Genomic DNA, 22,648 nt, shown 5'->3' with positions numbered 1-22,648 from the left:
ACCTTACGTCAAGGTAAATGTGTACAATGTAAAAAGGAGTAGATTATGGTGAACCAAGAACTCAATTTCGTTTTCAACGATGCCATCGCATTTGTAAGAAAACATCGCTACGAATACATTACCGTCGATCATCTCTTTTTTGCGCTCTTAAGCAATGAACATGTGGCAGAGCTTCTCATTAACTGCGGACTCAGCATTACCCTCTTGCAACGCTCAATGGAGAAGTACTTTGTCGCCAATCCTCAAGTCGTGCCTACCGAAGAGAGTTATGAGCCTTTGGAAACGGTAGCCCTTTCGCGTGTGATTGAGACGATGATGTTACATGTAAAGAGTGCGGGAAAGTCAGAAGCGAGTGTGTATGACCTTTTAATCGCACTGATGGATGAGGGCAATGCCTTTTGTGTTTCGCTTTTACTGCAACAAGGTGTTGATAAACTTTTGATCGTTGAAGAGGTGACAGCGCTCAGTGCACCTCAAAATAAAGAGCTAAGTTTGGGCGAGCAAAAAGAGAGTGCGTTGGCAAAATACACGCTCGATTTGATTGCGCTTGCGAAGCAAAAACAGATCGATCCTCTCATTGGCAGAGCCGATGAAGTGAAGCGCGTCATGCAAGTGTTGTGTCGCAGAAAGAAGAACAATCCTCTGCTTGTGGGCGAACCGGGTGTCGGTAAAACCGCCATTGTTGAAGGGTTGGCTGAAAAGATCAGCGAAGGGGCTGTGCCTGAAATCTTAAAAGAGACTCCCGTTTATGCCCTCGATATGGGAGCACTTCTCTCAGGAACCAAATACCGAGGCGATTTTGAGAAACGTCTTAAAGAGATTCTGAACGAACTCGAAGCCAAAAAAGGGGCTATTTTATTTATCGATGAGATTCATACCATCGTGGGAGCTGGTGCCACGAGTGGTGGTTCAATGGATCTTTCCAACCTGCTTAAACCAGCCCTTGCTTCGGGAAAAATTCGCTGCATTGGTGCTACAACCTATGGAGAGTTTCGCAATTTCTTCGATAAAGACAAAGCGCTCAGCCGTCGTTTTGCCAAGATTGATGTTTTAGAACCAAGCCTTGAAGACGCCTTTTTGATCCTCAAAGGGCTTAAAGGCAGTTACGAGCAACACCATGGTGTGAAGTACCCAACTGAGGTGATTCGAGCTTCGGTGGAACTAGCCAAAAAATACATCAGTGATAAATTTTTACCCGATTCTGCGATTGATCTGATCGATGAAGTGGGCGCTTCGTTTCACTTGGCTAAAAAACGTAAAAAAGTGGTGGAGCTCAGTGACATCGAAGCCGTACTTGCTAAGATTGCCAATATCCCAACGCGCAGTGTGAACAAAGACGAGGGTGCCGTGATGCAACACTTAGAAACGCATCTTAAGGCTAAGATTTTTGGGCAAGATGCTGCGATTGAGTCTCTTACCAAAGCGATTAAACGCTCCCGTGCGGGTCTTGGGCATCCAACTTCACCGATTGGCTCTTTCTTGTTTGCAGGTCCTACAGGTGTGGGCAAAACAGAAGTGGCAAAACAGCTTGCATATGAACTGGGCGTGCATTTTGAACGTTACGATATGAGTGAATATATGGAGAAGCACACGGTGAGTCGTCTGATCGGCGCACCTCCGGGATATGTAGGGTATGATGAGGGTGGACAGCTCAGCGAAGCGATCAAAAAACACCCTTATACCGTGTTACTCTTAGATGAGATCGAAAAAGCGCATCCCGATATGCTGAATATTTTGCTTCAGATTTTTGACAGTGCGACCTTGACCGACAACAATGGAACCAAGATCGATTTTCGCAATGTTATTATCATTATGACCTCCAATCTTGGAACGAAAGAAGCCCCAACGATGGGCTTTACGAAGAGTGAGAGTTCACGAACGGATCATGCGATTAAGGAGTTTTTCTCACCAGAGTTTAGAAACCGCTTGGATGAGGTGATTCATTTTGCGCCGCTCTCTGAGACGGTGATGATCAACGTGGTTGAGAAGCTTTTGGGTGAACTCACCGAACAGCTTAAAGATAAAAATGTGGTGATCGAAGCTACAATGGCGGCTAAAAAATACCTTGCAACGGAGGGTTACAGCAAAGAGATGGGTGCTCGCGTCATGCGTCGTGTGATTCAAGAGCAGATTAAAACACCTCTTTCTGAAGAGGTTCTTTTTGGAAAGCTTAAAAATGGTGGTGTGTGCAAGATCGATTATAAGTCTAAAAAATTGGTCTTTAGTTACAGCGGTGGAAACTAAGATACTCATCCCTCAGTTGCACGCACGTGATTATACGTTTCCCGATCCGAGGATTGCGAGTGATGAGGGGCTTTTAGCATGGGGAGGCGATCTCAAACCAGAACGCCTCCTTCGCGCGTACGTTCAAGGCATTTTCCCATGGTTTAATGAGGGCGATCCGATTCTTTGGTGGTCGCCCAATCCTCGACTGATTCTGCTTCCCTCCGACATCAAAATCTCCAAAAGTTTAGCCAAACGTATGAAACATTTTGAGATACGCTATGACACCTGCTTTGAAGAGGTGATGCGCCAATGTTTGGAAACGAGGATCGCGAAAGGGCAAAAAAGCTGGATCAGTGAAGCGTTAATTGAGGCGTTTTGTGCTTTACATGTAAAGGGTTTTGCGCATTCGGTGGAGACCTTTTGTGAGGAAAAATTGGTAGGCGGTTTGTATGGACTCTATCTTGGAGGTGTGTTTTGCGGTGAGTCGATGTTTTCGACCCAAAGTGATGCTTCTAAAGCCGCTTTGGTAGGACTTTGCGAGAAAGTGAACGCATTAGGGGGCGATTTTATTGATTGTCAGTTACCGACCGATCACCTCCAATCTTTAGGTGCGTGTGTCTTATCACGCGAGAAATTTTTAGGTATGTTAGAAAACGCTTTGGAAAATTGCACGACGAAACCGTGGTAATTTTTGCACCTTTTTGCCTTTACATGTAAAAGAAGTTATGATGATTGAAAATGTTGCTCCTGTCTTTATTTTTGTTGCCTTAGGGTATCTGTTTAAAAAAATCAAACACGATATTTCAGAGGCGTTAACCGAGTTTGTGATCTACTTTTCCCTCCCTGCCCTTGCCCTTTCCAAAATACGCCATATGACCTTTAGCCATGAAGTTTTTTTGATTATTCTCATTGCGTACATTACGATGGCGCTCTCTTTGGCTCTGGGCTATTGTGCTGGGCGTTTGATGAAACTGGACCGAAAAAATCTTGTCACGATGATGGTTATTGTTGGTTTTGGCAATACAGGCTTTGTTGGCTTTTCCTACATCGAGTCATTTTACTCGTTGCATGCGGTCAGTTACGCGCTCGTGTACGATCAAATGGGGACGTTTATTGCCCTGATGGCGTTTGGAATTCCTCTTATTGCATGGGGTGGCGGGAGAGAACAGCGGGTGCGCGATGTTGCCAAACAGGTGGCTTTTTCTCCGCCACTGCTTGCCATTTTTGTTGCCATTGGATTTCAAGGCACGGAATTTCCGCCGCTGATTGAAACCATACTGGATAAGTTTCAAGCGACATTGATTCCCTTGGTTACAGCCATTGTAGGCATGAAGTTAGAGTTTCGAACGCTCTCGCTTTACTTTAAAGAAAACATGGTCGCACTCAGCCTTAAAATGGTCATTGCACCATCTTTGATGCTCATAGGATTTTACGTTTTTGCCGATTTAAAAGCCGAATGGGTCAAGGTTACTTTTTTGGAAACGGCGATGCCTCCGATGACACTTGCCGTGGTTTTTGGCATCAGGGGAGGGCTGAACCGAGAATTGTTGATTAATGCCCTAGCTTTAGGCATTCTCTTCTCTTTTATCAGTATGGGTGTGTGGAATCTTATCATTTCATAGTACCATAATGAACAAAGAAATTTTTAGAATAAAGAGAGTATTATACTCTTCTTAGCAAGCGGTGGGCTCAAGGGAGCCTTGGTTCAAACTTTTAATTTTACTTTATGTTTCGTCTCTTCTTGAAACCGTAAATGGAAAACAAAAGGATGGAAAACAAGTTTTCAGACTTTATGCTTGAGATGCTTTGCTCGAAAGCATAAAAGTTTTTAAAAAACAAGCATTTTTACACCCGAAGGGGTTTTAAAAAACGAATAATTTTTTAAAAAACGTGTCTGAAAATGGGAAAACAAAGAAATGGAAAACAAAAATGGAACACACAAAACACTACCTTTTTACCTCTGAAGTGGTAAGCCCAGGGCATCCTGACAAATGTGCTGACATCATTGCCGATAGCATTGTTGACAGACTCCTGATCGCGGATAAAAATTCACGCGTTGCGAGTGAGGTTTTTGTGGCTGGAAAGCATGTCATCATTGGTGGCGAGGTTAATACGAAAAGTATTCTCTCTTTCACAGATTATGAAACAATCGTGAAAGATGCACTGGCAAAAATTGGGTACGATGGAAAATCTGCCTTTACCAAAGAGCAGTGTCTTCACCCCGATGATGTGAAAGTGCAAGTGCTTCTGAATCAACAAAGCAGCGACATCAACCAAGGTGTTGACCAAGAGAGCGGCGAAATTGGCGCAGGCGATCAAGGTATTATGTTTGGTTTTGCCTCTTCTGAGACCGCTGATTTTATGCCTTCGGCAATTACGTATGCCAGAATGCTGTGCGATAAAGTCTACAGCTATGCCCTAACCCACAACCATAAACTAGGCGTTGACATTAAAACGCAAGTGACGGTGGATTACGGTACGAAACAAAATTTTGAAGAGTGCAAACCTCAAAAAATTCATACCATTGTTGTCTCTGCCCCTTCCAATGAGCATCTCTCCATTGAAGAGGTTCGTTCTCTCATCAAAGGATTGATTGACGATACAGGGCTTCCAACAGAGCTTTATGATCCTAATAACACCATTATTCACATCAACCCAACGGGTCGTTATGTCAACCACAGTTCATTACATGATTCTGGACTCACGGGTCGTAAATTGATTGTGGATAGTTTTGGTGGCTACTCTCCCATTGGTGGCGGTGCACAATCGAGTAAAGATTACACCAAAGTCGATCGTAGTGGACTTTATGCAGCACGTTGGATTGCAAAACACATTGTAGCCGCAGGTTTGGCTAAAAAATGCTCCGTTCAGCTCTCTTACGCTATTGGCGTTGCCAAACCTGTCTCTATCGCTGTTGATACGTCAGGAACGTATACCAGTATCGGAGATGATGATCTTTCTACATTTGTGCTTGAAACCTTTAGTTTAACACCGCGTTGGATTACTGCAAAATTTGGGTTGGATAAGCCAAGTGGCGAAACCTTCTTGTATGCTGATGTTGCAGCGCGTGGACAGGTGGGACAGAGTGATTATCCGTGGGAAAAATTGGACAGTTTAGAGCTCTTTAAAGCACTCAAAAAATAGTTTACATGTAAAGCGTTTAAAGGCACTCAAAAGAGTGCCTTTAAGGCAGAATGACTCCGCTTTTTCCGCTGTTGGCACTGTGATAAATCACCGTTTGATATTTTTTCGCATACAGCCGCAAAAGTAGATATTGCAGCGTTTGCTCAATGGATGGGCTAAACCACGCATTATTGCTGATAACAATCATCTGTTTGGGATTGCCTTCAAAAAGTTTAGGATTGGTTCCTTCATAGCAAATGGCACTTCGAAACGAGATCCCGTTGATCACAAAATCTTGTGGCTCTTTTGCTTTTTGATAATCTTTGGCTCCATCAAAAAAGAGTTTATTGATGAGCTCAACCATAAAACTGGGGAAAGGTATCTCTTCACCAAACGGAACCAGAATAATTTTATGGGCAATCTGCATCTCTCCCTTTTGAAAAAGATACGACGAGTTAAAAAATCCTTGATCCTCTTCATACGTTAACGATCCTGTAACAATGGTAATCTTTTGAGAATACACTTTGAGCGCTTCAATCAAACGAGGTGCTCGGTTTAGGTAAAGTGGAAAAGCACTCTCTGGGAAAATAATCAGCTCTTTATTTTGCGCAATGGCGTGTTCAATCAACGAAAAATTCAGATCAATCGCCTCTTGTTGGTACTTCTCATCCCAACGTTGGGATTGAGGAATGTTCATTGAAGGGATAGCAATGTCCATTTTCGGAAGCGTCACCGTGGGAGTTGTCTGGTAAAGAGCTCCTAGAAGCGGAATCAGCGCTGCTGCTTTAAACCATTTTGGAAGAGCTTTTAAAAGGGTAATTCCGCTTAAAAAGAGTCCAAAGGCAAGGTGTGTGGTTGAAAAATAGGTATCAATGAAGATCACTTCAAGCTTTAGCCAATTAAAACCAAAAGGATCGACAAAGCTCACTCCAAATAGCAATGGCGCTTGGAGATACATAGTGCTTCCAATGCGTCCAATCAGCCAAAAAAGAATGCCATAAACGAAAGCCACACCGAAAATGATGAATGGGATGAGAAAGCTCAAATCGTAATAGACAAAACTAAAACTAATCCAGTAAAACCATAAAAGCCCCATAAACAGACCACTCCAAAACCATACCACGCGATTTTCGCCCAAGAGGAGGTAAAATCCCGCAAAGGCTAGGAGGGAGTTAAGTATGAGCAATGTTAGTTCAAAATATTCGAGGTAGATAAAGGCAGAAAGCAAGAGTGCTATAACAAAGGCTTTTATTATGTAAATGCGGGTAAAATATATCTCTAAATTTTTTTTCATAAAGGATTTCCATGCAAGGTTCTGCAAGTTTACTCTCTTCTTTACTCCCACTCGTTGTTCTTTTCGCAATTTTCTATTTTCTTGTGATTAGACCCCAACAAAAGCAGGTAAAAAAGCACAAAGAAATGCTTGAGGCACTCAAAAAAGGCGACAAAGTCATTACCAGTGGAGGTTTGATTTGTGAAGTCGTGAAACCTGAAGAAGATTCTATCAAAGTTAAGCTTAATGATGAAGGCGTCATTGTGAAGGTTTCAAGAGAGTATATCGCAAAGAAAATCGATGCCTAAAGGTAAATTTAATTACCGTTTAGTCATTTTTCTGATTGCAATTATTTTTGGAGTAGGCTTTTCAATGCCTACTTTCTTGCAAAGTGAAAAAGGGGCTAAAATTGCCTTAGGTCTTGATCTTCAAGGCGGTCTTCATATGGTCTTAGGTGTGCAAACCGAAGAAGCTATCAAATCCAAAGTTAAATCTATTGCTTCAAGTATCAAATTCTTCGCGCAAAGTGGAGATATTATTATCGACGATTTTAAAATTGATGAAGAGGTGCTCTCTTTAACACTTCTTGATAAAGATGAAGAGAAAAAACTCGATGAGATGCTTAAAACCATTAGCGGTTTGCAAGTTTCAAAAGAGTCACTTCGCTACACGCTCTCTTTAAATGATAAAGAAAAAGAACTGATTCGTGAATATGCTATTTCACAAGCGGTTGAGACCATTCGTAACCGTTTGGATCAATTTGGTTTGGCTGAACCCAATGTTGCACGACAAGGCAGCGATAAAATTGTTGTCGAACTGCCTGGTATTAAAACAGCGGAAGATGAGCAACGTGCGCGTGAATTGATCGCAAAAGCGGCACATTTACAGCTGATGGCAGTGGATGAGAAACGAAAAGATCGTGTCAATACGATGAGTCCAACAGAAGCGGCACAGTATGGTGATGTGATTTTATCCGATGCGAGAAGTGAGCAGGTTCGCCATATTTTAAAAGAGATTCCTGTACTTGATGGAAGTATGCTCAGTGATGCAAAAGTTGCTTTTAGTGAGACGCATCAGCCTGTGATTAACTTTACACTGAACTCTGAGGGTGCAAAAATCTTTGGTGATTTTACCGCCAATAACATTGGCAATCGTTTGGCGATTGTTTTAGATAACAAAGTCTATTCCGATCCTGTGATTCGTGAACGCATTGGTGGCGGAAGTGGACAAATCAGCGGTGGCTTTAGCGTTAAAGAGGCACACGATGTGGCGATTGCCCTTCGCAGTGGAGCTTTATTAGCGCCTGTTACACTGCTTGAAAAACGAAGTGTTGGACCATCTTTGGGAGCTGATAGTATTCAAGCAAGTACCATTGCTTTGATCTCTGGATTTTTTCTGATAGTTGGATTTTTAATACTTTACTACCACATGGCAGGTGTTTTTGCGAGCTTTGCATTGTTTGTCAACCTGGTGCTTTTAGTTGCTATTATGGCGCTTTTTGGAGCCACGTTAACGCTTCCAGGTATGGCAGGTATTGTGTTAAGTCTGGGTATGGCGGTGGATGCAAACGTGATTATCAATGAGCGTATTCGTGAACTTTTACGACAAGGTATCGCGGTGAGACAAGCAGTTGAAAAAGGGTATGAAAATGCGATGAGTGCCATTGTCGATGGTAACTTAACCTTGGCCGTTTCTTCTATTATCCTTTATGTGTATGGTACGGGGCCTATCAAAGGGTTTGCCATTAGTATGCTTATTGGTAACTTAATTTCAATGCTGACAGCCATTTTAGGAACACACGGAATGTATGAGCTATTGATGTCTTATATCGAGAAAAACCATAGTATTCGTTTTTGGTTTGGTATGAAAAAGAGAGGTCTCTAATGGAGTTTTTTTCAAAAGGTAAAATTTATAATTTTATGAAATACGGTCGTGCTTTTGTCATGACCACACTTTTTTTAGCGTTCATCTCCTTAATCCTTGTCTTTACCCAAGGATTTAATTACGGTGTTGACTTTGTTGGCGGAACCGTTGTTCAAATAAAATATGAGCAACAGGCCCCTCTGGATAAAATTAGAGAAGACCTTGCAAAAGATAAATTGTTTGCAGGGGCATTGATTACAGAATTTGGTTCCCCTGAAGAGATTGTGATTCGTTTTTCAACGGTCAGTGACAGTGTTTCACAAGATATTGGAGATCATATCCGTACACTTTTGAAAGATACAGGTGCCTTTGATATCCGAAAAGTCGATATTGTTGGACCAAAAATCGGAAGTGAACTGCGATCCAAAGGTATTATATCGGCTATTTTAGCCATGATTGGTATCTTAATCTATGTTGCCGTTCGTTTTGAATGGAAGTTTGCTATTGCTTCTATTATTACGTTGATGCATGATATTACCATTACGTTAGGCGCTATTATTTTATTTGATATTGAATTTAGTCTGGATGTTTTAGCCGCTGTTTTAACACTGATTGGATATTCCCTTAACGACACGATTATTATTTTTGATCGTATTCGTGAAGAGCTTGAAGAGACAAAAAACACAAATTTTTCTGATATTATCAATATTTGTGTTTCTAAAACACTTTCGCGTACAACGATCACCTCTTTATTGGTTTTCTTTGTTGTTTTGACCCTCTATATTTTTGGTGGCGAGATCATTCATGGATTTAGTTTTACCATGTTATTAGGTGTTATTATTGGAACTTACAGCTCTATTTTTATCTCCGCACCCTTTTTAATGCTTATTGGTTTTAGCGTTGAAAAATACAAAGCGAAAATTGCTTTAAGAGAGAAAAATAGAATTGAAAAAAACAAAATGCGTTCCATGTATGAAAAAGGTACCGTTTAATTTGATGGAGAGAAGATGCAGTACAACCCGTTAGAACTTGAAACAAAATGGCAGAAAACATGGGATCAAACCAATGCGTTTGAGCCCTCAGTCGATTTTACCAAAGCAAAAAAATACATTTTAAGCATGTTTCCCTATCCGAGTGGTCGTATTCACATGGGGCATGTACGCAACTACACCATTGGTGATGCCATTGCGCGTCATCACCGCAAAAATGGCTTTAATGTGCTTCACCCGATCGGTTGGGATAGCTTTGGCATGCCTGCTGAAAATGCTGCGATTAAGCATGGGGTTCATCCTAAAAAATGGACGTATGAGAACATTGATTATATGCGCAAAGAGCTTGCTTCTTTAGGACTTTCTTTTTCCAAAAAAAGAGAGTTTGCGGCGAGTGATGTGCTCTATACCAAGCATGAACAACGCATTTTTATTGAGATGTTTAACAAAGGGTTGGTCTATCAAAAAAGCGCTACACTGAACTGGTGCAATACCTGTCAAACGGTTCTTGCCAACGAGCAAGTGGAAGAGGGGTGTTGCTGGCGTTGTGATAACCCCGTAGAGCAGCGCTTACTTCCAGGTTATTACCTTAAAATCACGCAGTATGCACAAGAATTACTCGATGATTGTGAAAAACTCCGCGCTGGGTGGCCGAGTCAAGTGTTGACGATGCAAGAAAATTGGATCGGGCGAAGTGAAGGTTTGGAGTTTAGTTTCACACTCAGCGATGCATCTCGTGCAAAGCTAGATAATCAATTTGAAAGCTATAAAGTCTTTACAACCCGTCCTGATACCATTTACGGTGTGAGTTATTCGGCTCTTGCGCCTGAGCATCCTATTGTCAAGCATTTAATTTCGCATAAACTTTTAAGCGAAGAGAAAATTACTCAGATCAAAAAAATGCAAAGTGTGGGAGCGCGCGAGCGAGCTCAAGCGGCTAAAGAAGGGGTGAGCTTAGAGATCGATGTGATTCATCCCCTCACAGGTAAAAACATCCCTGTCTGGGTTGCAAACTTTGTCTTGATCGAATACGGTGGCGGTGCTGTTATGGCCGTTCCTGCGCATGATGAGCGCGATTTTGAATTTGCTAGAAAGTATGATTTAGCCATTATTCAAAGTATTGAAACAACATCTCCATTTAATGGCAGTGTTGCCACAACAGAGTACGGTACCTTAGTCAACTCAGGTGAATTTAGCGGATTGGATTCTAAAAGCGCTCAAAAAGCAATCATTGCACATTTTGAAGTGCAAAAAATCGGTACGAAAGTCATTAATTATAAATTGCGTGATTGGGGCATTAGTCGTCAACGTTATTGGGGCGCGCCGATTCCGATGATTCACTGCCCCAAATGCGGGCTTGTGCCTGAAAAAATTGAAAATCTTCCTGTCGCATTGCCCAATGATGTTGAGATCAAAGGCGAGGGTAATCCTTTGGATAAACACCCGACATGGAAGCATACAAAATGTCCTACATGTAACGCAGACGCTCTTCGTGAAACCGACACGATGGATACCTTCTTTCAATCCAGTTGGTATTTTTTACGCTACACGACCGATCCATCGCTTTGGAATGACGTGCCTTTTGATAAAACGAGTGCCAATTACTGGATGAATGTCGATCAATACGTGGGTGGCATTGAGCATGCAATTTTACACCTTTTGTATTCTCGCTTTTTCACCAAAGTTCTAAGAGACCTTGGTTATGTGAATTGCGATGAGCCTTTTGCGAACCTTTTGACCCAAGGCATGGTTCTAAAAGACGGTTCTAAAATGAGTAAAAGTAAAGGCAATACGGTCGACCCTGATGCGATTATTAAAACGTACGGTGCCGATACAGCACGTCTGTTTATCTTGTTTGCAGCTCCGCCTCAAAAAGAGCTTGAGTGGAATGACAGTGCAGTGGAAGGTGCTTTTAGATTTTTAAAACGCTTTGCGCAGAAGAGTGAAAACTGCTTTACATGTAAAACAATCCCTTCTATTGATCATAGCGCTCTTTCTAAAGAGTCCAAATACGCACGTAAAAAAGTCTACGAAGCGCTTAAAAAGTCCAATGAGATATATGAAGGAAGTTATACGTTCAATACGTTAATCGCTGCATGTATGGAAGCCTTAAATGCACTGAGTGATCAAAATGATCAAGCGGTTTGGAGCGAAGGGTATTTTGTACTGCTTAATCTTTTAGAGCCGATTGTGCCACATCTGTGCTGGGAGATGAGTGAGAGCCTTTTTGGACGTGTTAATTTAGCACCCATTGCGATTAAAGAAGAAGTTTTTGTAGAAGATAGTATGATACTCGCAGTAACTGTCAATGGTAAAAAGCGCGCTGAAATTGAAGTGGAAACCTCCATCTCAAAAGAAGAAGCTTTACGCCTTGGTAAGCAGAGTGTGGCAAAATGGTTAGAAGGATGTGATCTTCTTAAAGAAATCTACGTTCCCAATAAATTGATCAATCTGGTGGTAAAGTAATATGAAACAACTTTTTCTTGGACTCTTAATAATAGCTTTTATCAGTGGATGCGGTTATAAACCATCCTCGTATTATGCGAAAAGTGCCTTAGGCGATAAAATCTATGCTGAAGTGACCATCTCAAGGCAAGATCCAAGAAACAGTGTTCTCATCAAAGATGCCGTGAATGAAGCGATTGTAAGCCGTTTTAGTGGCAAATTGGTTTCTAAAGAACAAGCGGACAGTGTTTTACATGTAAGCATTCAAAGCATCTCTTTTTCACCAACCGTGTATGATACGTATGGGTATGTGATTGCCTATAAAACGACGGTTATTTTAGCTATGAATTACGAAAATGCCGCGAAAAAAGTTGAAAAATTAACAGCAACAGGCGAGTATGACTTCTCCATTGAAACCAACAGTGTCATTTCCGACACCAACCGCTTTGAAGCTATCCGATATGCCGCAAGTGATGCTTTAGATGAGTTTGTCTCTAAGATTGCGATTAAAGGACTTCGAAATGGCAACAACAATTAATGAAATCATTAGAGATTCGCTAGAGCTTATTAAGGAAGAACATCTTAATTTAACGCCCGATAATTACGCCAAAGTCTTTTGTAAAGTGGCGAAACAAAAGGGCGTGATTGTTGAAGATTGCCAAAAAGTTGATAAATATACCAAAAAGCTTGATCCGAACATCGTGGCAGATATGAAGCGTTTTAGCATCAGCAATGTCGATGAACTCCTCGCTTTTTTGGTCGCAAAGATGAACCGTGCCAATGAGGGCGATTCCCTTAAAATGGTCAGTTCTTTAGCCATTTTGACCAAACGCGTGCTTCAGGCGATTACCCTTTTGCATGATGCAAAAGCCACCAGTTTGGCGAATGCTTCACTCGAACGTCTTGATTTTCATCAAAACTTACAGTCGATTGATCTGGTCAAAGAGAAGTGGTTTGATTTTATCTCCAATTACGACGACAGCTACCTTAAAAAACTCGATGCTTTTGGGCATGTGAGCAAAGAGGATCTGGAAGCGATGGTTCGAGATCTGATTAAGATTTTGAGCAAAGACACGAGTACGGAGCTTTATCGAGACATTGTTCCTCTCATCATTGCAACCCTTGTGCCTTCGATTGCTTCAGGGATGAATGATGAATTAGCCGCTATCAGCCATGAATTGCGCACCTCTCCAGATGCTCTGAGCACACCAGCACTTCAAAAAGAGATTAAAGCGTTGATTGGCAAGCGCATTGAGCTCGATAAAACAGAGGTTCAAAAGAAAATCTCAGCGCTGGATAAAATCCTTGATGAGATCAATAAAAAGCTTCTTGAACTGATCCAAAGCAGCAATCTCAGCCATGAACAGGTCAAAGTCATTAAAGCAGATCTTCAAAATATCAATTTTTCACACGATAGTTTTGAAAATGTCCATGTCAAGTTACTCAATATTGCCTCTTCTTTGGAAAATGAAACCAAGTCACTCAGTGAGCGAATGGTCAGCAATCAAGAGACCATTACAAAACTTCAAAACCGTGTAACAAAACTCGAATCTGCGCTCTTAGTTGCAAAACAGGAGGTTAAAGAAGACTTCTTGACCCATGTAGCCACCAAACGCGCCCTTGCCAATGAGATGAGTCGTGTGGAAGATGCTTTTATGCGCTATAAAATCGATTATACCCTCTGTTTTATCGACATCGATCATTTTAAAGTGGTCAATGACACCTACGGGCATGAAGCCGGCGATGTGATTCTCTCCACTGTAGGTAAGATTCTGCGCAAATACATTCGCCAAGTTGATTTTGTCGGTCGTTACGGTGGTGAGGAGTTTTTAGTCATTTTACCAAGCACGGAACTGCCACAAGCGGTTCATTTTGCCGATAAAATTCGTGCCATTGTGGAGCAGTTTAAATTTCTCTATAAAAATGAACGCATCGATGTTACGGTCAGTTGCGGTGTTTCGCAACGTTCACAGCAAAAGTCCAAAGATGAAACACTCAGTGCTGCCGATGCCTTTTTATACAAAGCCAAAGAGGCAGGGCGCAATCGAGTGATGCCTGTTCTGTAATGAATTTACACGCTTTTTTAGAGACCAAACCACTTTTTTACGATGAGATCGATTATTCGCGTATGCCCAAAGCTTATGAGCGCATCGCGTCTCATTATACACTTCCTAAAATAATTCACCTCGTTGGCACCAATGGAAAAGGGACAACGGGGCGTTTTTTAGCCCATATGCTCAGAGCAAACGGTTTACATGTAGGACACTATACATCGCCGCATATTCTTCACTTTAATGAACGCATTTGGCTAGATGGAAGCGATGTGGATGAAGTAAGTCTTGAAAAAGCGCATCACAAACTTCTCTCTTGGCTTGATCCTGTTGTAGCGCAATCGCTCTCGTACTTTGAATACACCACACTACTCGCCATGGTTGTTTTCTCTCCCCTCTGTGATTTTGTTGTTTTAGAAGCAGGGCTTGGCGGTGAGTTTGATGCAACCAATGTGTTTCCAAAATGCCTCTCTATCATCACCCCAATCGGGCTTGATCACCAAGCATTTTTGGGTGAAACGATTGAAGAGATCGCTCAAACGAAAATTAACAGTGCTACGGGCATGATCGTCTTAGCGAAGCAGTATGATGCGAAAATTGTGCCTATTGCCCATGCTAAATCCCAAGCATTTCAAAGCCAACTTTACGAGGTCGAAACCTTTTTTGATAAACCTCACCTCGAAGCTTTGACTGGGTATGGAATGAAGCATCAACTGCCACTTTATTTACAGGAAAATTTTAAAACTGCTCTTTGTGCATTAACCATTCTTGGGTATGATTGTGATCTTGCAACATTTTCTCCGACGATTTTGCAAGGACGGTGCCAAAGAATTTTGCCCAATGTGATCATAGATGTCGGGCACAATGTGATGGCAGCAAAAGCGCTGGTAGAGAGTTTAGGTGAAAAAAAGGTTTTTTTGGTCTATAATAGTTATAAAGATAAAGATTTTAAAACCATTTTAGAGGTTTTAAAACCAATTATTGAAGCCATTTTGGTGATTGAGATTGAAAGTCCAAGGGCTGCAGATCAAGCTGATTTGTATGATGTTGCGAAAACATTAGCGCTTCCTATCTCGTCTTTTGAGGCAATACAGAGCGATAAAGAGTATTTGGTTTTCGGCTCTTTTTCGGTTGTGGAAGCATTTTTAAAGGGTTTATGTGAAAAATAAATTTACCGTCACGATCTCCGATGTGCATGGTTCACGACATTTTTTATTGCATCAGTTGATTAAAAAGTTTTTACTCTATTTTACGCTTTTCGTTGCTTTGTCTATTTTAATTGGAAGCTTTGTCATTTTGTTTTTGATGAAAGAGGTCTCAACATTGGAAGCCAAAAAAGAGAGTGCGGTCAATGAGCGCAATATCCTTTTGGAACAAAATGAAGAGCTGCAAGCCAAAATTTCAGAAAAAGCACAAGAGTACGAAAATATTCGCGATAAAATTAGCACGATGGAAGAGATGATCGGTCTTCGTGTGAATGAAGAGGAAAATATCGACAGTCGCATCGAAGAGATTGACCTTACGATCATTCAGCAAAAAACATTTTTTGATAATATTCCTAGTGGCGATGTGATGGCGTACAGCGAAATCTCTTCACCCTTTGGTTGGCGCGAAAACCCCATTTTAAAACGACGTATTTTCCATTCGGGATTGGATTTAAGGTCTCCTGTGGGAACACCGATTTTAGCCCCAGCGGATGGCGTGGTGAAATTTACGGAGTATAACCAAAACAGTGGTTACGGGAATGTTATTTCCCTCAGCCATAATTATGGATTTGAGAGTTATTATGCACATTTACTAAACAAACCTGTCGTTAAAGAGGGGCAATTCGTTAGAAAAGGTGATTTGATTGCCTATTCTGGCAACAGTGGCATGTCAACGGGACCTCATTTACATTATGAGTTAAAATTTATTGGACGCACACTTAATCCTGAGCCTTTTGTTCATTGGAAAGGATCTAATTTTGCGGAAATCTTTAAAAAGGAGAAGAGAGTCACATGGGAATCTTTAATAAAGCTGATCAATGCTCAGTACCCGCTTCCGAAACAACCATCGTAGCCAGTGGAGCCAAAATTGAGGGCATTTTTAACTGCCAAACACGTTTACATGTAGACGGTGAAATTATCGGGAAAGTGCTCTCTGATAGCATTGTCACTATTGGAAAACAAGGAAAAATTAGTGGTGAGATTAATGCAAGCCGTTTGATTATCAATGGTCTTTTTGAAGGCAATGCAAATTGTGATAACGTTGAAGTGCTTGAGGGCGGTAAATTATTGGGTAAAGTGATCTCCAAAGAGCTTGTCATTGAAGCCAAAGCCATCTTTGAAGGCGAAAGCAAAATTAAAACGCAGAGTGTGGAAGCACCTTCGTATGAAGAACAAAGGGATTGATTGTTACAAGCTGCGTGTTATGAATTTTTTCAGACCAAAAATGACCTCCAACTTTTAGGTGTTAAAGGCGAAAAAGAGGCTTTCTTAGCCTCTGAAGTCGCTCTGCTTTTAGGTAAAAAAAGCTATCTCTTACCCGATCTTAGAGCCAATCTAGGCGATGATCTACTCTCCTTTCATGAAGAGATGGTGGAGCTTTTACGCTCATTGCATGCGTACTACAAAGATCCTTCCAGCAAAAAGATCTTAATTGCCCCGATTCGAACCCTCTTAACGCCGCTTCCCAAAGCCGAACTATTTAGTACATTTTCGTTAGAATTTGGGATGCGTCTGTATCTGGAGCGCTTTCGTGAGCAGATGTTTTACTGGGGTTATCTCGCGGTCGATGTGGTACAAGGCAAAGGTGAAATCTCCATTCGGGGTGACATCATCGATGTTTTCCCCCCAGATAGCGAAAAAGCGTTGCGTCTGAGTCTTTTTGATGATGAAGTAGAGAGCATTCGTTTTTTTGACTGTGAAAGCCAAAAAAGTGAGAAAGAAGAGTTGGAGAGCTATACCCTTTTTCCAGCCCTTTTTGCCCTTGATGAAGAGCGTCATACCCAGATGCAAAGGCGTATCGATTCGCTTAAAAGCGATAGCTTTACTAAAGACATTCACTCTCTTGGACTTTGGGTCTTAGGCGAGAGTGGCGCTGTGTACACGGAAAGTTTTAAAACCTATTTGAGTGCAGATGCGCTCGAAGAGCTGGGTGAAATCGCTCTGTTTGATGAAGAAGGAGCCCAAAAACTTCAAAACCTTCCTTGCATTCCTGAAGCAAAACATTACCGTGAAATTGCGCCTAGCAATATCAAAACATTTTTAGAACTCCATCAAGCAAAGAAGATTACGGTTCTGGCACGAAATGAAGTTTTGCTTCGTATGGTGGATGTGGATTCTTTACATGTAAAGTGGGTTCAGAGTGAGCGCATTGTTAACATTATGAACGCGGAAGAGATCATTCTCTCCCTCAATAAGCCAACCACGAAAATCAAACGAAAACGTGCCAATATTGTCCTCGATGAGCTTAAAAATGGCGATTATGTCGTGCATGAAAACTATGGTATTGGTATTTTTAAAGGGTTAACCCAAGCGACCGTGCTTGGTGCGACCAAAGATTTTGTTTTGATCGAATATTTGGGCGATGACAAGCTTTTATTGCCCGTTGAGAATTTACATGTAATCGATCGTTACATCGGCGAAAGCGGTGGTTTGGTCAGTGTGGATCGCCTTGGAAAAGGCAGTTTCCAAAAACTAAAAGCCAAAACCAAAGAGCGACTGTTAGAAATTGCCAGCGAAATCATCGCTATTGCCGCCAAGCGTGAGATGGTTGATGGACTAAGCCTAGCCATGGAAGAGGGCGAAATGGTTCAGTTTGAAGCGGACGCTGGATTTGCCTACACGGAAGATCAAAAACGGGTCATTGGCGAAATTCTGAGCGATTTTAAAAGCGGTAAAATGATGGATCGACTTTTAAGTGGTGATGTCGGTTTTGGTAAAACAGAAGTCGCGATGAATGCCATTTTTGCGACCATTCGAAATGGTTTTCAAGCCCTGTTAATTGCCCCTACCACGCTTTTATGTTCGCAACACTTTAAAAGTCTCTCATCGCGTTTTGCCAAGTACAACATCAAAGTAGCACAACTCGATCGTTTTACGACTGCGGCGCAAAAGCAGGTCATTTTAAAAGAGCTTAAAAGTGGTGCTTTGCAGGTGTGTGTGGGAACGCATTCACTTTTTGAAGTCGAACTGTTCAATCCAGCGCTTGTTGTGGTTGACGAAGAGCATAAATTTGGTGTAAAGCAAAAAGAGAAGCTTAAAAATTTCCGTGAAAACGTTCATATTCTCTCCATGAGTGCCACGCCCATTCCTCGAAGTCTCAATATGGCGCTCAGTTCCATCAAGCAGTACTCCCAACTGCTCACACCTCCCAATGACAGAGAAGATGTGCGAACCTTTGTGAAAGAGTACGATGCCAAAGTGATTAAAGAGGCGATTATTCGCGAGATGAGACGTGGGGGTCAAGTCTTTTTTGTTCACAATCGCATCGCGACCATCGAAGCTAAACGCAAAGAGCTACTCTCCATGATGCCAAGTCTTCGCATCTTAACACTTCACTCAGAAATTAGCGCGACCGTAACCGAAAAAGAGATGTTGCACTTTGAAGAGAAGGCGTACGATGTGCTTTTGAGCACTTCCATCATCGAATCAGGCATTCATATTCCCAATGTGAATACGATTCTTATCGACTCCGCCGATCATTTTGGTATGGCAGATTTGCACCAACTTCGTGGTCGTGTGGGACGCTCACGGCGTCAAGGCTTTTGCTACTTTTTGGTGAAAGATAAAGAAGAGCTCTCTGAGTCGGCTAAAAAACGCCTTATTGCCCTTGAGTCTAATTCGTATCTGGGCAGTGGCTCCATCCTTGCGTATCATGACCTTGAAATCAGAGGTGGCGGTAACTTGGTTGGTGAAGCTCAAAGTGGGCATCTGAAAAACATCGGATACTCTTTGTATTTACGAATGCTCGAAGATGCGATTAACTCCTTGATGGGTAAAACACCGATTGCTTCGCGCGAAGTGGACATCAAGCTCTCGATCAGTGCGTTTATCAGCGATAGTTACATTCCCGAAGATCGCGTCCGTTTAGAGCTTTACAGACGTTTGAGTAAATGTGGAAGTATCCATGATGTCTTAGAGATCGAAGAAGAGATGGTGGATCGTTTTGGCAAGCTTGATGTTCCAACAAAACAGTTTTTGCAGCTTATCGAGATTAAAATTTTAGCGACAGCTCAGAACATCGTGCTCGTTTCCAATTACGCCCAAAACATTACGATCAAATACGAAGATGAGAAAAAAATAACCTTGCAATCACGCAGTCGTGACGATGATGATGTCATCGCAACCGTGCTAGCTCAGCTAAGAGGCAAAGCATGAAAATAGGCTTTATTGGCGATATTGTGGGCAAGCCAGGTCGTAGTATGCTTGAAATCCACCTTCGAAAACTTCGCCAAGAGTTTGGACTGGATCTCGTGATTGCCAATGGCGAAAATGCCAGCCATGGTTTTGGACTTTGCGCACAGCATGCCAAAGAGCTTTTCTCGTATGGTGCCGACATCCTCACAGGTGGAAATCACTCTTGGGATAAAAAAGAGATCATTCCACTTTTGGATGTGATGCCTATTTTACGACCTCTAAACTACCCACAAGGCGTTCCTGGAAAAGGGGTGAGTGTTTTACATGTAAACGAGGAAAAGGTCGCGATCATCAATGTGATGGGGCATTATGGGATGCCGATGGTTGAAAATCCTTTCCTTCGTGCGCAAAAAGCTGTCGATGAACTTCGCGCTGAAGGTGTTGAGAACATCATCATTGACTTTCATGCGGAAGTGACTTCTGAGAAGAGGGCGATGCACATGCTCTTAAAAGGAAACGTGAGTGCCATTTTAGGTACCCACACGCACGTAGGAACAGATGATCTGCAAATTGTGGATGGAACATGCTATGTAACCGATGTAGGGCTTAGCGGGGCACGTGATGGCGTTATAGGCATGGATAAGGACGCTCCACTCAAACGTTTTCTCACAGGACTTCCAGCTTCCTTAGAAATTCCTAAAAAATGTAAAAAGATTTTGCAGATGGTCATCATGGAAATCGAAGAGGGCAAATGCGTTGAAGCGTTTAAGCTGCGCGTGTTTGATGACCAAGAGCGCATCATCGCACGAGCCGTGCATGAATAGTTTTGATCTTTTGGTCGCCCTTAAAAACCAAGGCTATCTTAAAACCACACGCGATCCTTTGTGGTGGCCGCGTTCTGGCACCTTTTGGGTGATTGTAGGTGCCATCTTAACCCAACAAACAAAATGGGAAAAGGTCGAAGAGAGCATGGCGCATTTGGAAAGCGCAGGGGTCGATAGCTTGGAATCACTTGCTACGCTTGATCTTGAACAGCTTTCAACCTGCATTAAACCCAGTGGTTTTTATAACACGAAAGCTAAAAATCTGCATCTTTTAGCCAAAGCCATTCTTGAAACGTTTGACTCTTTTGAGGTATTTTGCGAAACGGTTGATCGTGAGTGGTTATTGGCGCAAAAAGGGATTGGCGAAGAGAGTGCGGATTCTATTTTATGCTATGCGTGTCAGCAAGAAGCTATGGTGGTGGATGCGTATACCGCTCGCTTATTAGAAGGTTTTGGGTACAGCTTTGAATCGTACAGCGCACTTCAAGAGTGGATGATAGAAGGGGTTGTGAGCAATCAAACCAAAGTCAATCAACTTTATGGAAAAGAGATAGCACTACCTGCGCTATTTGCACGCTTTCATGGAAAAATTGTGGAGTTTTGTAAGGAAAACAGTCGCGGAAAAGTGGTGAATGTAGAGCGTTTGGGCATTTAAGCCCAAACAGGTTTTTTAGAGATTGTGCTCTTTTTTATACGCAACGATCATAGCGTATGCTTCATCTTTCAATCTAAGTTTCTCTTTTTTGAGTACATCAAGATCCGCATCACTCAAATGTTCTCTACCTGCATCGACATCCGCAATTTTTTGATCAAGTTCATTGTGTTTTTCAAAAATTTTAGCAAAGTGCGCATTGTCAACTTTGAGTTTTGAGATAACTTCTCTGTATTCGTGTAGCATGATAACTCCTTGTATATTTATTTTATTGTATCAAAAAGTGCTTAATTTAAGGGCTATGTCCTATAATCCGCATTAATCTCAACGTATTTATGCCCTAAATCACAGCCGTATGCCGTAAAACTTTCCTCGCCAATTCCCAATTCACAGTGAATGCGAAACGACTCTTTTTTCATAACCGCTGCTGCTTTTTTCTCCGCTTCTGCGTCGAGTGAGCGTTGATCTTTTGAGTAAATTAAGACATCATCGTAGTGAATGACAAGACTTTCTTCGTTACATGTAATGCCACTTGCACCAATGGTCGAAGCAATACGCCCCCAGTTAGGGTCTTCGCCAAAAAGTGCTGTTTTAACGAGCAATGAATTGCTCAACGCTTTAGCGGCACGTTCTGCTTCAGCAACACTTTTAGCACCACTGACTTCAAAAGCAACCACTTTCGTTGAGCCTTCGCCATCGCGTACGAGCATTAAGCTTAGCTCTTTGGTAATCAAACGAAGGGCTTCATTAAACGCTTCTTTATGGTAAGCACCACTCTGTTTTGAGCTTAGAAGCAAGACAGTGTCATTTGTAGAGGTATCGCCATCGACGCTGACTGCATTGAAGGAATGTTCAATCGCAGGGAGTAAAAGTTCATCCATATCCGCTTTAGGAATGTTGGCATCGGTGAGGATAAAGCAGAGCATCGTTGCCATTGCAGGGTTGATCATACCTGCACCTTTACAGATCGCAGCAATATGAAAGAAGCTGTCATCGTCTAAAAGCACTTTAAAGCAGAGCTCTTTTTTAAAACTGTCGGTCGTCATAATGGCAGATGCAGTCGCATGTGAATCTTTGGCGTTAAAATCAAACAGATCAAATGCGGTTGAGAGTTTTTCAACATTGAGACGATAGCCAATAACACCCGTTGAGCTCATAATCGGGTTATGAATCGATGGAAATTTCGTTTTGAGTTTGCCAAAAAGAGTCTCTATATCTTCAATCCCTTTTTCACTGGTCATTGCATTGGCATTTTTAGCGTTCATTAAAATAAAATTGGTTTGAAACCCTTTGGGGTAGCGTAAAAAGTGCTTAATGGGAGCGGCTTGAAAGACATTAGTGGTGAAAACAGAAGAAACATCACAGAGTTCGTTTGAGCGAATAAATGCAACATCATTATTGCCGTTTGGTTTAAAACCTGCATGAACGCCTTGGCAGAAAAAACCAGCTACGTTATCAAGTCCATTTTTAAGTGGTAGGATGGTAAACATGGGTAAACCCTTTAGGATTTTAGTGTAAAAGTGAGTGGTAAAGCAAAAGAAACGCGCATAAAATTTCCCCGTGAGGGAGAAATTTTAGCCGTTTTTCTTCATAGTACGAAGTGTCGAAGCAGCAATTCTAATTTTCTTAGTCGTTCCATCTTCAAGTGTCACACGGACAGTTCTAAGGTTTGGAAGGAATCTTCTTTTAGTTTTGTTGTTCGCATGGCTTACGTTGTTACCAACCATAGGGCCTTTTCCAGTAAGAGCACATTTTCTTGCCATCTTGATATCCTTAAAATTTTTCGTGAATTCTACACGAAACAAGCAAAAAAAACGCTTAATTCAATGCAGCCTGAGATTATATCGAAAATATTATAAATTT

At 41.8% G+C, this 22,648-nt stretch carries 20 protein-coding genes; 16 read left to right on the top strand and 4 right to left on the bottom strand.

Features of this window, described 5'->3' with window-relative positions; all coding sequences use genetic code 11:
- Nucleotides 1–45 precede the first annotated feature (45 nt).
- The 4 genes from clpA to metK all read left to right on the top strand — a co-directional run bounded on the left by clpA (nt 46) and on the right by metK (nt 5,370).
- Nucleotides 46–2,244: an ATP-dependent Clp protease ATP-binding subunit ClpA gene (gene clpA / locus SHALO_RS10085; RefSeq protein ID WP_069478421.1), complete on the top strand. Its 2,199-nt coding sequence runs from the start codon at nt 46–48 to the stop codon at nt 2,242–2,244.
- The gene (aat, locus tag SHALO_RS10080) at nt 2,234–2,914 is read left to right on the top strand and encodes a leucyl/phenylalanyl-tRNA--protein transferase (RefSeq protein WP_069478420.1); all 681 of its coding nucleotides are present in this window, start codon (nt 2,234–2,236) and stop codon (nt 2,912–2,914) included. The genes clpA and aat overlap by 11 nt, the downstream gene beginning before the upstream one ends.
- Nucleotides 2,915–2,951: 37 nt before the next feature.
- Nucleotides 2,952–3,848, top strand: coding sequence for an AEC family transporter (locus SHALO_RS10075; RefSeq protein ID WP_084010869.1), 897 nt, complete (start codon nt 2,952–2,954; stop codon nt 3,846–3,848).
- A 307-nt stretch (nt 3,849–4,155) separates the two neighbouring features.
- A complete protein-coding gene (gene metK, locus SHALO_RS10070) occupies nt 4,156–5,370 on the top strand; it encodes a methionine adenosyltransferase (protein WP_069478418.1) in 1,215 nt (404 codons plus the stop codon).
- 40 nt (nt 5,371–5,410) lie between these two features.
- On the opposite strand, the gene SHALO_RS10065 is transcribed toward metK, so the two are convergent.
- Nucleotides 5,411–6,643 carry an apolipoprotein N-acyltransferase gene (locus SHALO_RS10065; RefSeq protein ID WP_069478417.1) on the bottom strand — a complete coding sequence of 411 codons (1,233 nt, stop codon included), beginning with the start codon at nt 6,641–6,643 and terminating at the stop codon, nt 5,411–5,413.
- An 11-nt stretch (nt 6,644–6,654) separates the two neighbouring features.
- On the opposite strand from SHALO_RS10065, the gene yajC reads away from it, so the two are divergent.
- Genes yajC through SHALO_RS10005 form a run of 12 tightly spaced genes read left to right on the top strand, consistent with a single transcriptional unit; the run spans nt 6,655 to nt 20,788 of the window.
- Complete coding sequence (yajC, locus tag SHALO_RS10060) at nt 6,655–6,930, top strand: preprotein translocase subunit YajC (protein ID WP_069478416.1); 276 nt, start codon at nt 6,655–6,657, stop codon at nt 6,928–6,930.
- Nucleotides 6,923–8,506 carry a protein translocase subunit SecD gene (secD, locus tag SHALO_RS10055; protein WP_069478415.1) on the top strand — a complete coding sequence of 528 codons (1,584 nt, stop codon included), beginning with the start codon at nt 6,923–6,925 and terminating at the stop codon, nt 8,504–8,506. The genes yajC and secD overlap by 8 nt, the downstream gene beginning before the upstream one ends.
- Nucleotides 8,506–9,477: a protein translocase subunit SecF gene (gene secF / locus SHALO_RS10050; RefSeq protein ID WP_069478414.1), complete on the top strand. Its 972-nt coding sequence runs from the start codon at nt 8,506–8,508 to the stop codon at nt 9,475–9,477. The genes secD and secF overlap by 1 nt, the downstream gene beginning before the upstream one ends.
- 15 nt (nt 9,478–9,492) lie before the next feature.
- Complete coding sequence (gene leuS, locus SHALO_RS10045; protein WP_069478413.1) at nt 9,493–11,940, top strand: leucine--tRNA ligase; 2,448 nt, start codon at nt 9,493–9,495, stop codon at nt 11,938–11,940.
- A gap of 1 nt (nt 11,941) precedes the next feature.
- Nucleotides 11,942–12,457, top strand: coding sequence for an LPS assembly lipoprotein LptE (gene lptE, locus SHALO_RS10040; RefSeq protein WP_069478412.1), 516 nt, complete (start codon nt 11,942–11,944; stop codon nt 12,455–12,457).
- Entirely contained in the window at nt 12,441–13,985 is a 1,545-nt protein-coding gene (locus tag SHALO_RS10035; RefSeq protein ID WP_069478411.1) for a GGDEF domain-containing protein, read from the top strand. Before lptE ends, SHALO_RS10035 begins: the two co-directional genes overlap by 17 nt.
- Nucleotides 13,985–15,139: a bifunctional folylpolyglutamate synthase/dihydrofolate synthase gene (locus SHALO_RS10030; protein ID WP_069478410.1), complete on the top strand. Its 1,155-nt coding sequence runs from the start codon at nt 13,985–13,987 to the stop codon at nt 15,137–15,139. The genes SHALO_RS10035 and SHALO_RS10030 overlap by 1 nt, the downstream gene beginning before the upstream one ends.
- Nucleotides 15,129–16,028 carry a M23 family metallopeptidase gene (locus SHALO_RS10025; protein WP_069478409.1) on the top strand — a complete coding sequence of 300 codons (900 nt, stop codon included), beginning with the start codon at nt 15,129–15,131 and terminating at the stop codon, nt 16,026–16,028. Before SHALO_RS10030 ends, SHALO_RS10025 begins: the two co-directional genes overlap by 11 nt.
- Nucleotides 15,968–16,360, top strand: coding sequence for a bactofilin family protein (locus tag SHALO_RS10020; protein ID WP_069478408.1), 393 nt, complete (start codon nt 15,968–15,970; stop codon nt 16,358–16,360). The genes SHALO_RS10025 and SHALO_RS10020 overlap by 61 nt, the downstream gene beginning before the upstream one ends.
- Complete coding sequence (mfd, locus tag SHALO_RS10015) at nt 16,361–19,330, top strand: transcription-repair coupling factor (RefSeq protein WP_069478407.1); 2,970 nt, start codon at nt 16,361–16,363, stop codon at nt 19,328–19,330.
- On the top strand, nt 19,327–20,133 hold the full coding sequence (locus SHALO_RS10010; protein WP_069478406.1) for a TIGR00282 family metallophosphoesterase: 807 nt from the start codon (nt 19,327–19,329) through the stop codon (nt 20,131–20,133). The genes mfd and SHALO_RS10010 overlap by 4 nt, the downstream gene beginning before the upstream one ends.
- Nucleotides 20,126–20,788, top strand: a complete 663-nt coding sequence (locus tag SHALO_RS10005) for a 3-methyladenine DNA glycosylase (RefSeq protein WP_069478405.1) — start codon at nt 20,126–20,128, stop codon at nt 20,786–20,788. Before SHALO_RS10010 ends, SHALO_RS10005 begins: the two co-directional genes overlap by 8 nt.
- A 15-nt stretch (nt 20,789–20,803) precedes the next feature.
- Here the strand turns inward: SHALO_RS10005 and SHALO_RS10000 are convergent, their stop codons facing one another.
- The 3 genes from SHALO_RS10000 to rpmB form a co-directional block, all read right to left on the bottom strand.
- Entirely contained in the window at nt 20,804–21,031 is a 228-nt protein-coding gene (locus tag SHALO_RS10000) for an HP1242/YdcH family protein (protein ID WP_069478404.1), read from the bottom strand.
- Nucleotides 21,032–21,084: 53 nt separating this feature from the next.
- A complete protein-coding gene (gene argJ, locus SHALO_RS09995) occupies nt 21,085–22,275 on the bottom strand; it encodes a bifunctional glutamate N-acetyltransferase/amino-acid acetyltransferase ArgJ (RefSeq protein WP_069478403.1) in 1,191 nt (396 codons plus the stop codon).
- 84 nt (nt 22,276–22,359) lie between these two features.
- Entirely contained in the window at nt 22,360–22,548 is a 189-nt protein-coding gene (rpmB, locus tag SHALO_RS09990; protein ID WP_012857374.1) for a 50S ribosomal protein L28, read from the bottom strand.
- Between the last annotated feature and the right edge of the window lie 100 nt (nt 22,549–22,648).

It is taken from the genome of Sulfurospirillum halorespirans DSM 13726, from assembly GCF_001723605.1.
Lineage (GTDB): Bacteria > Campylobacterota > Campylobacteria > Campylobacterales > Sulfurospirillaceae > Sulfurospirillum > Sulfurospirillum halorespirans.
The sequence above is the reverse complement of the archived record's forward strand: the minus strand, read 5'-3'. Positions and strand labels throughout refer to the sequence as shown.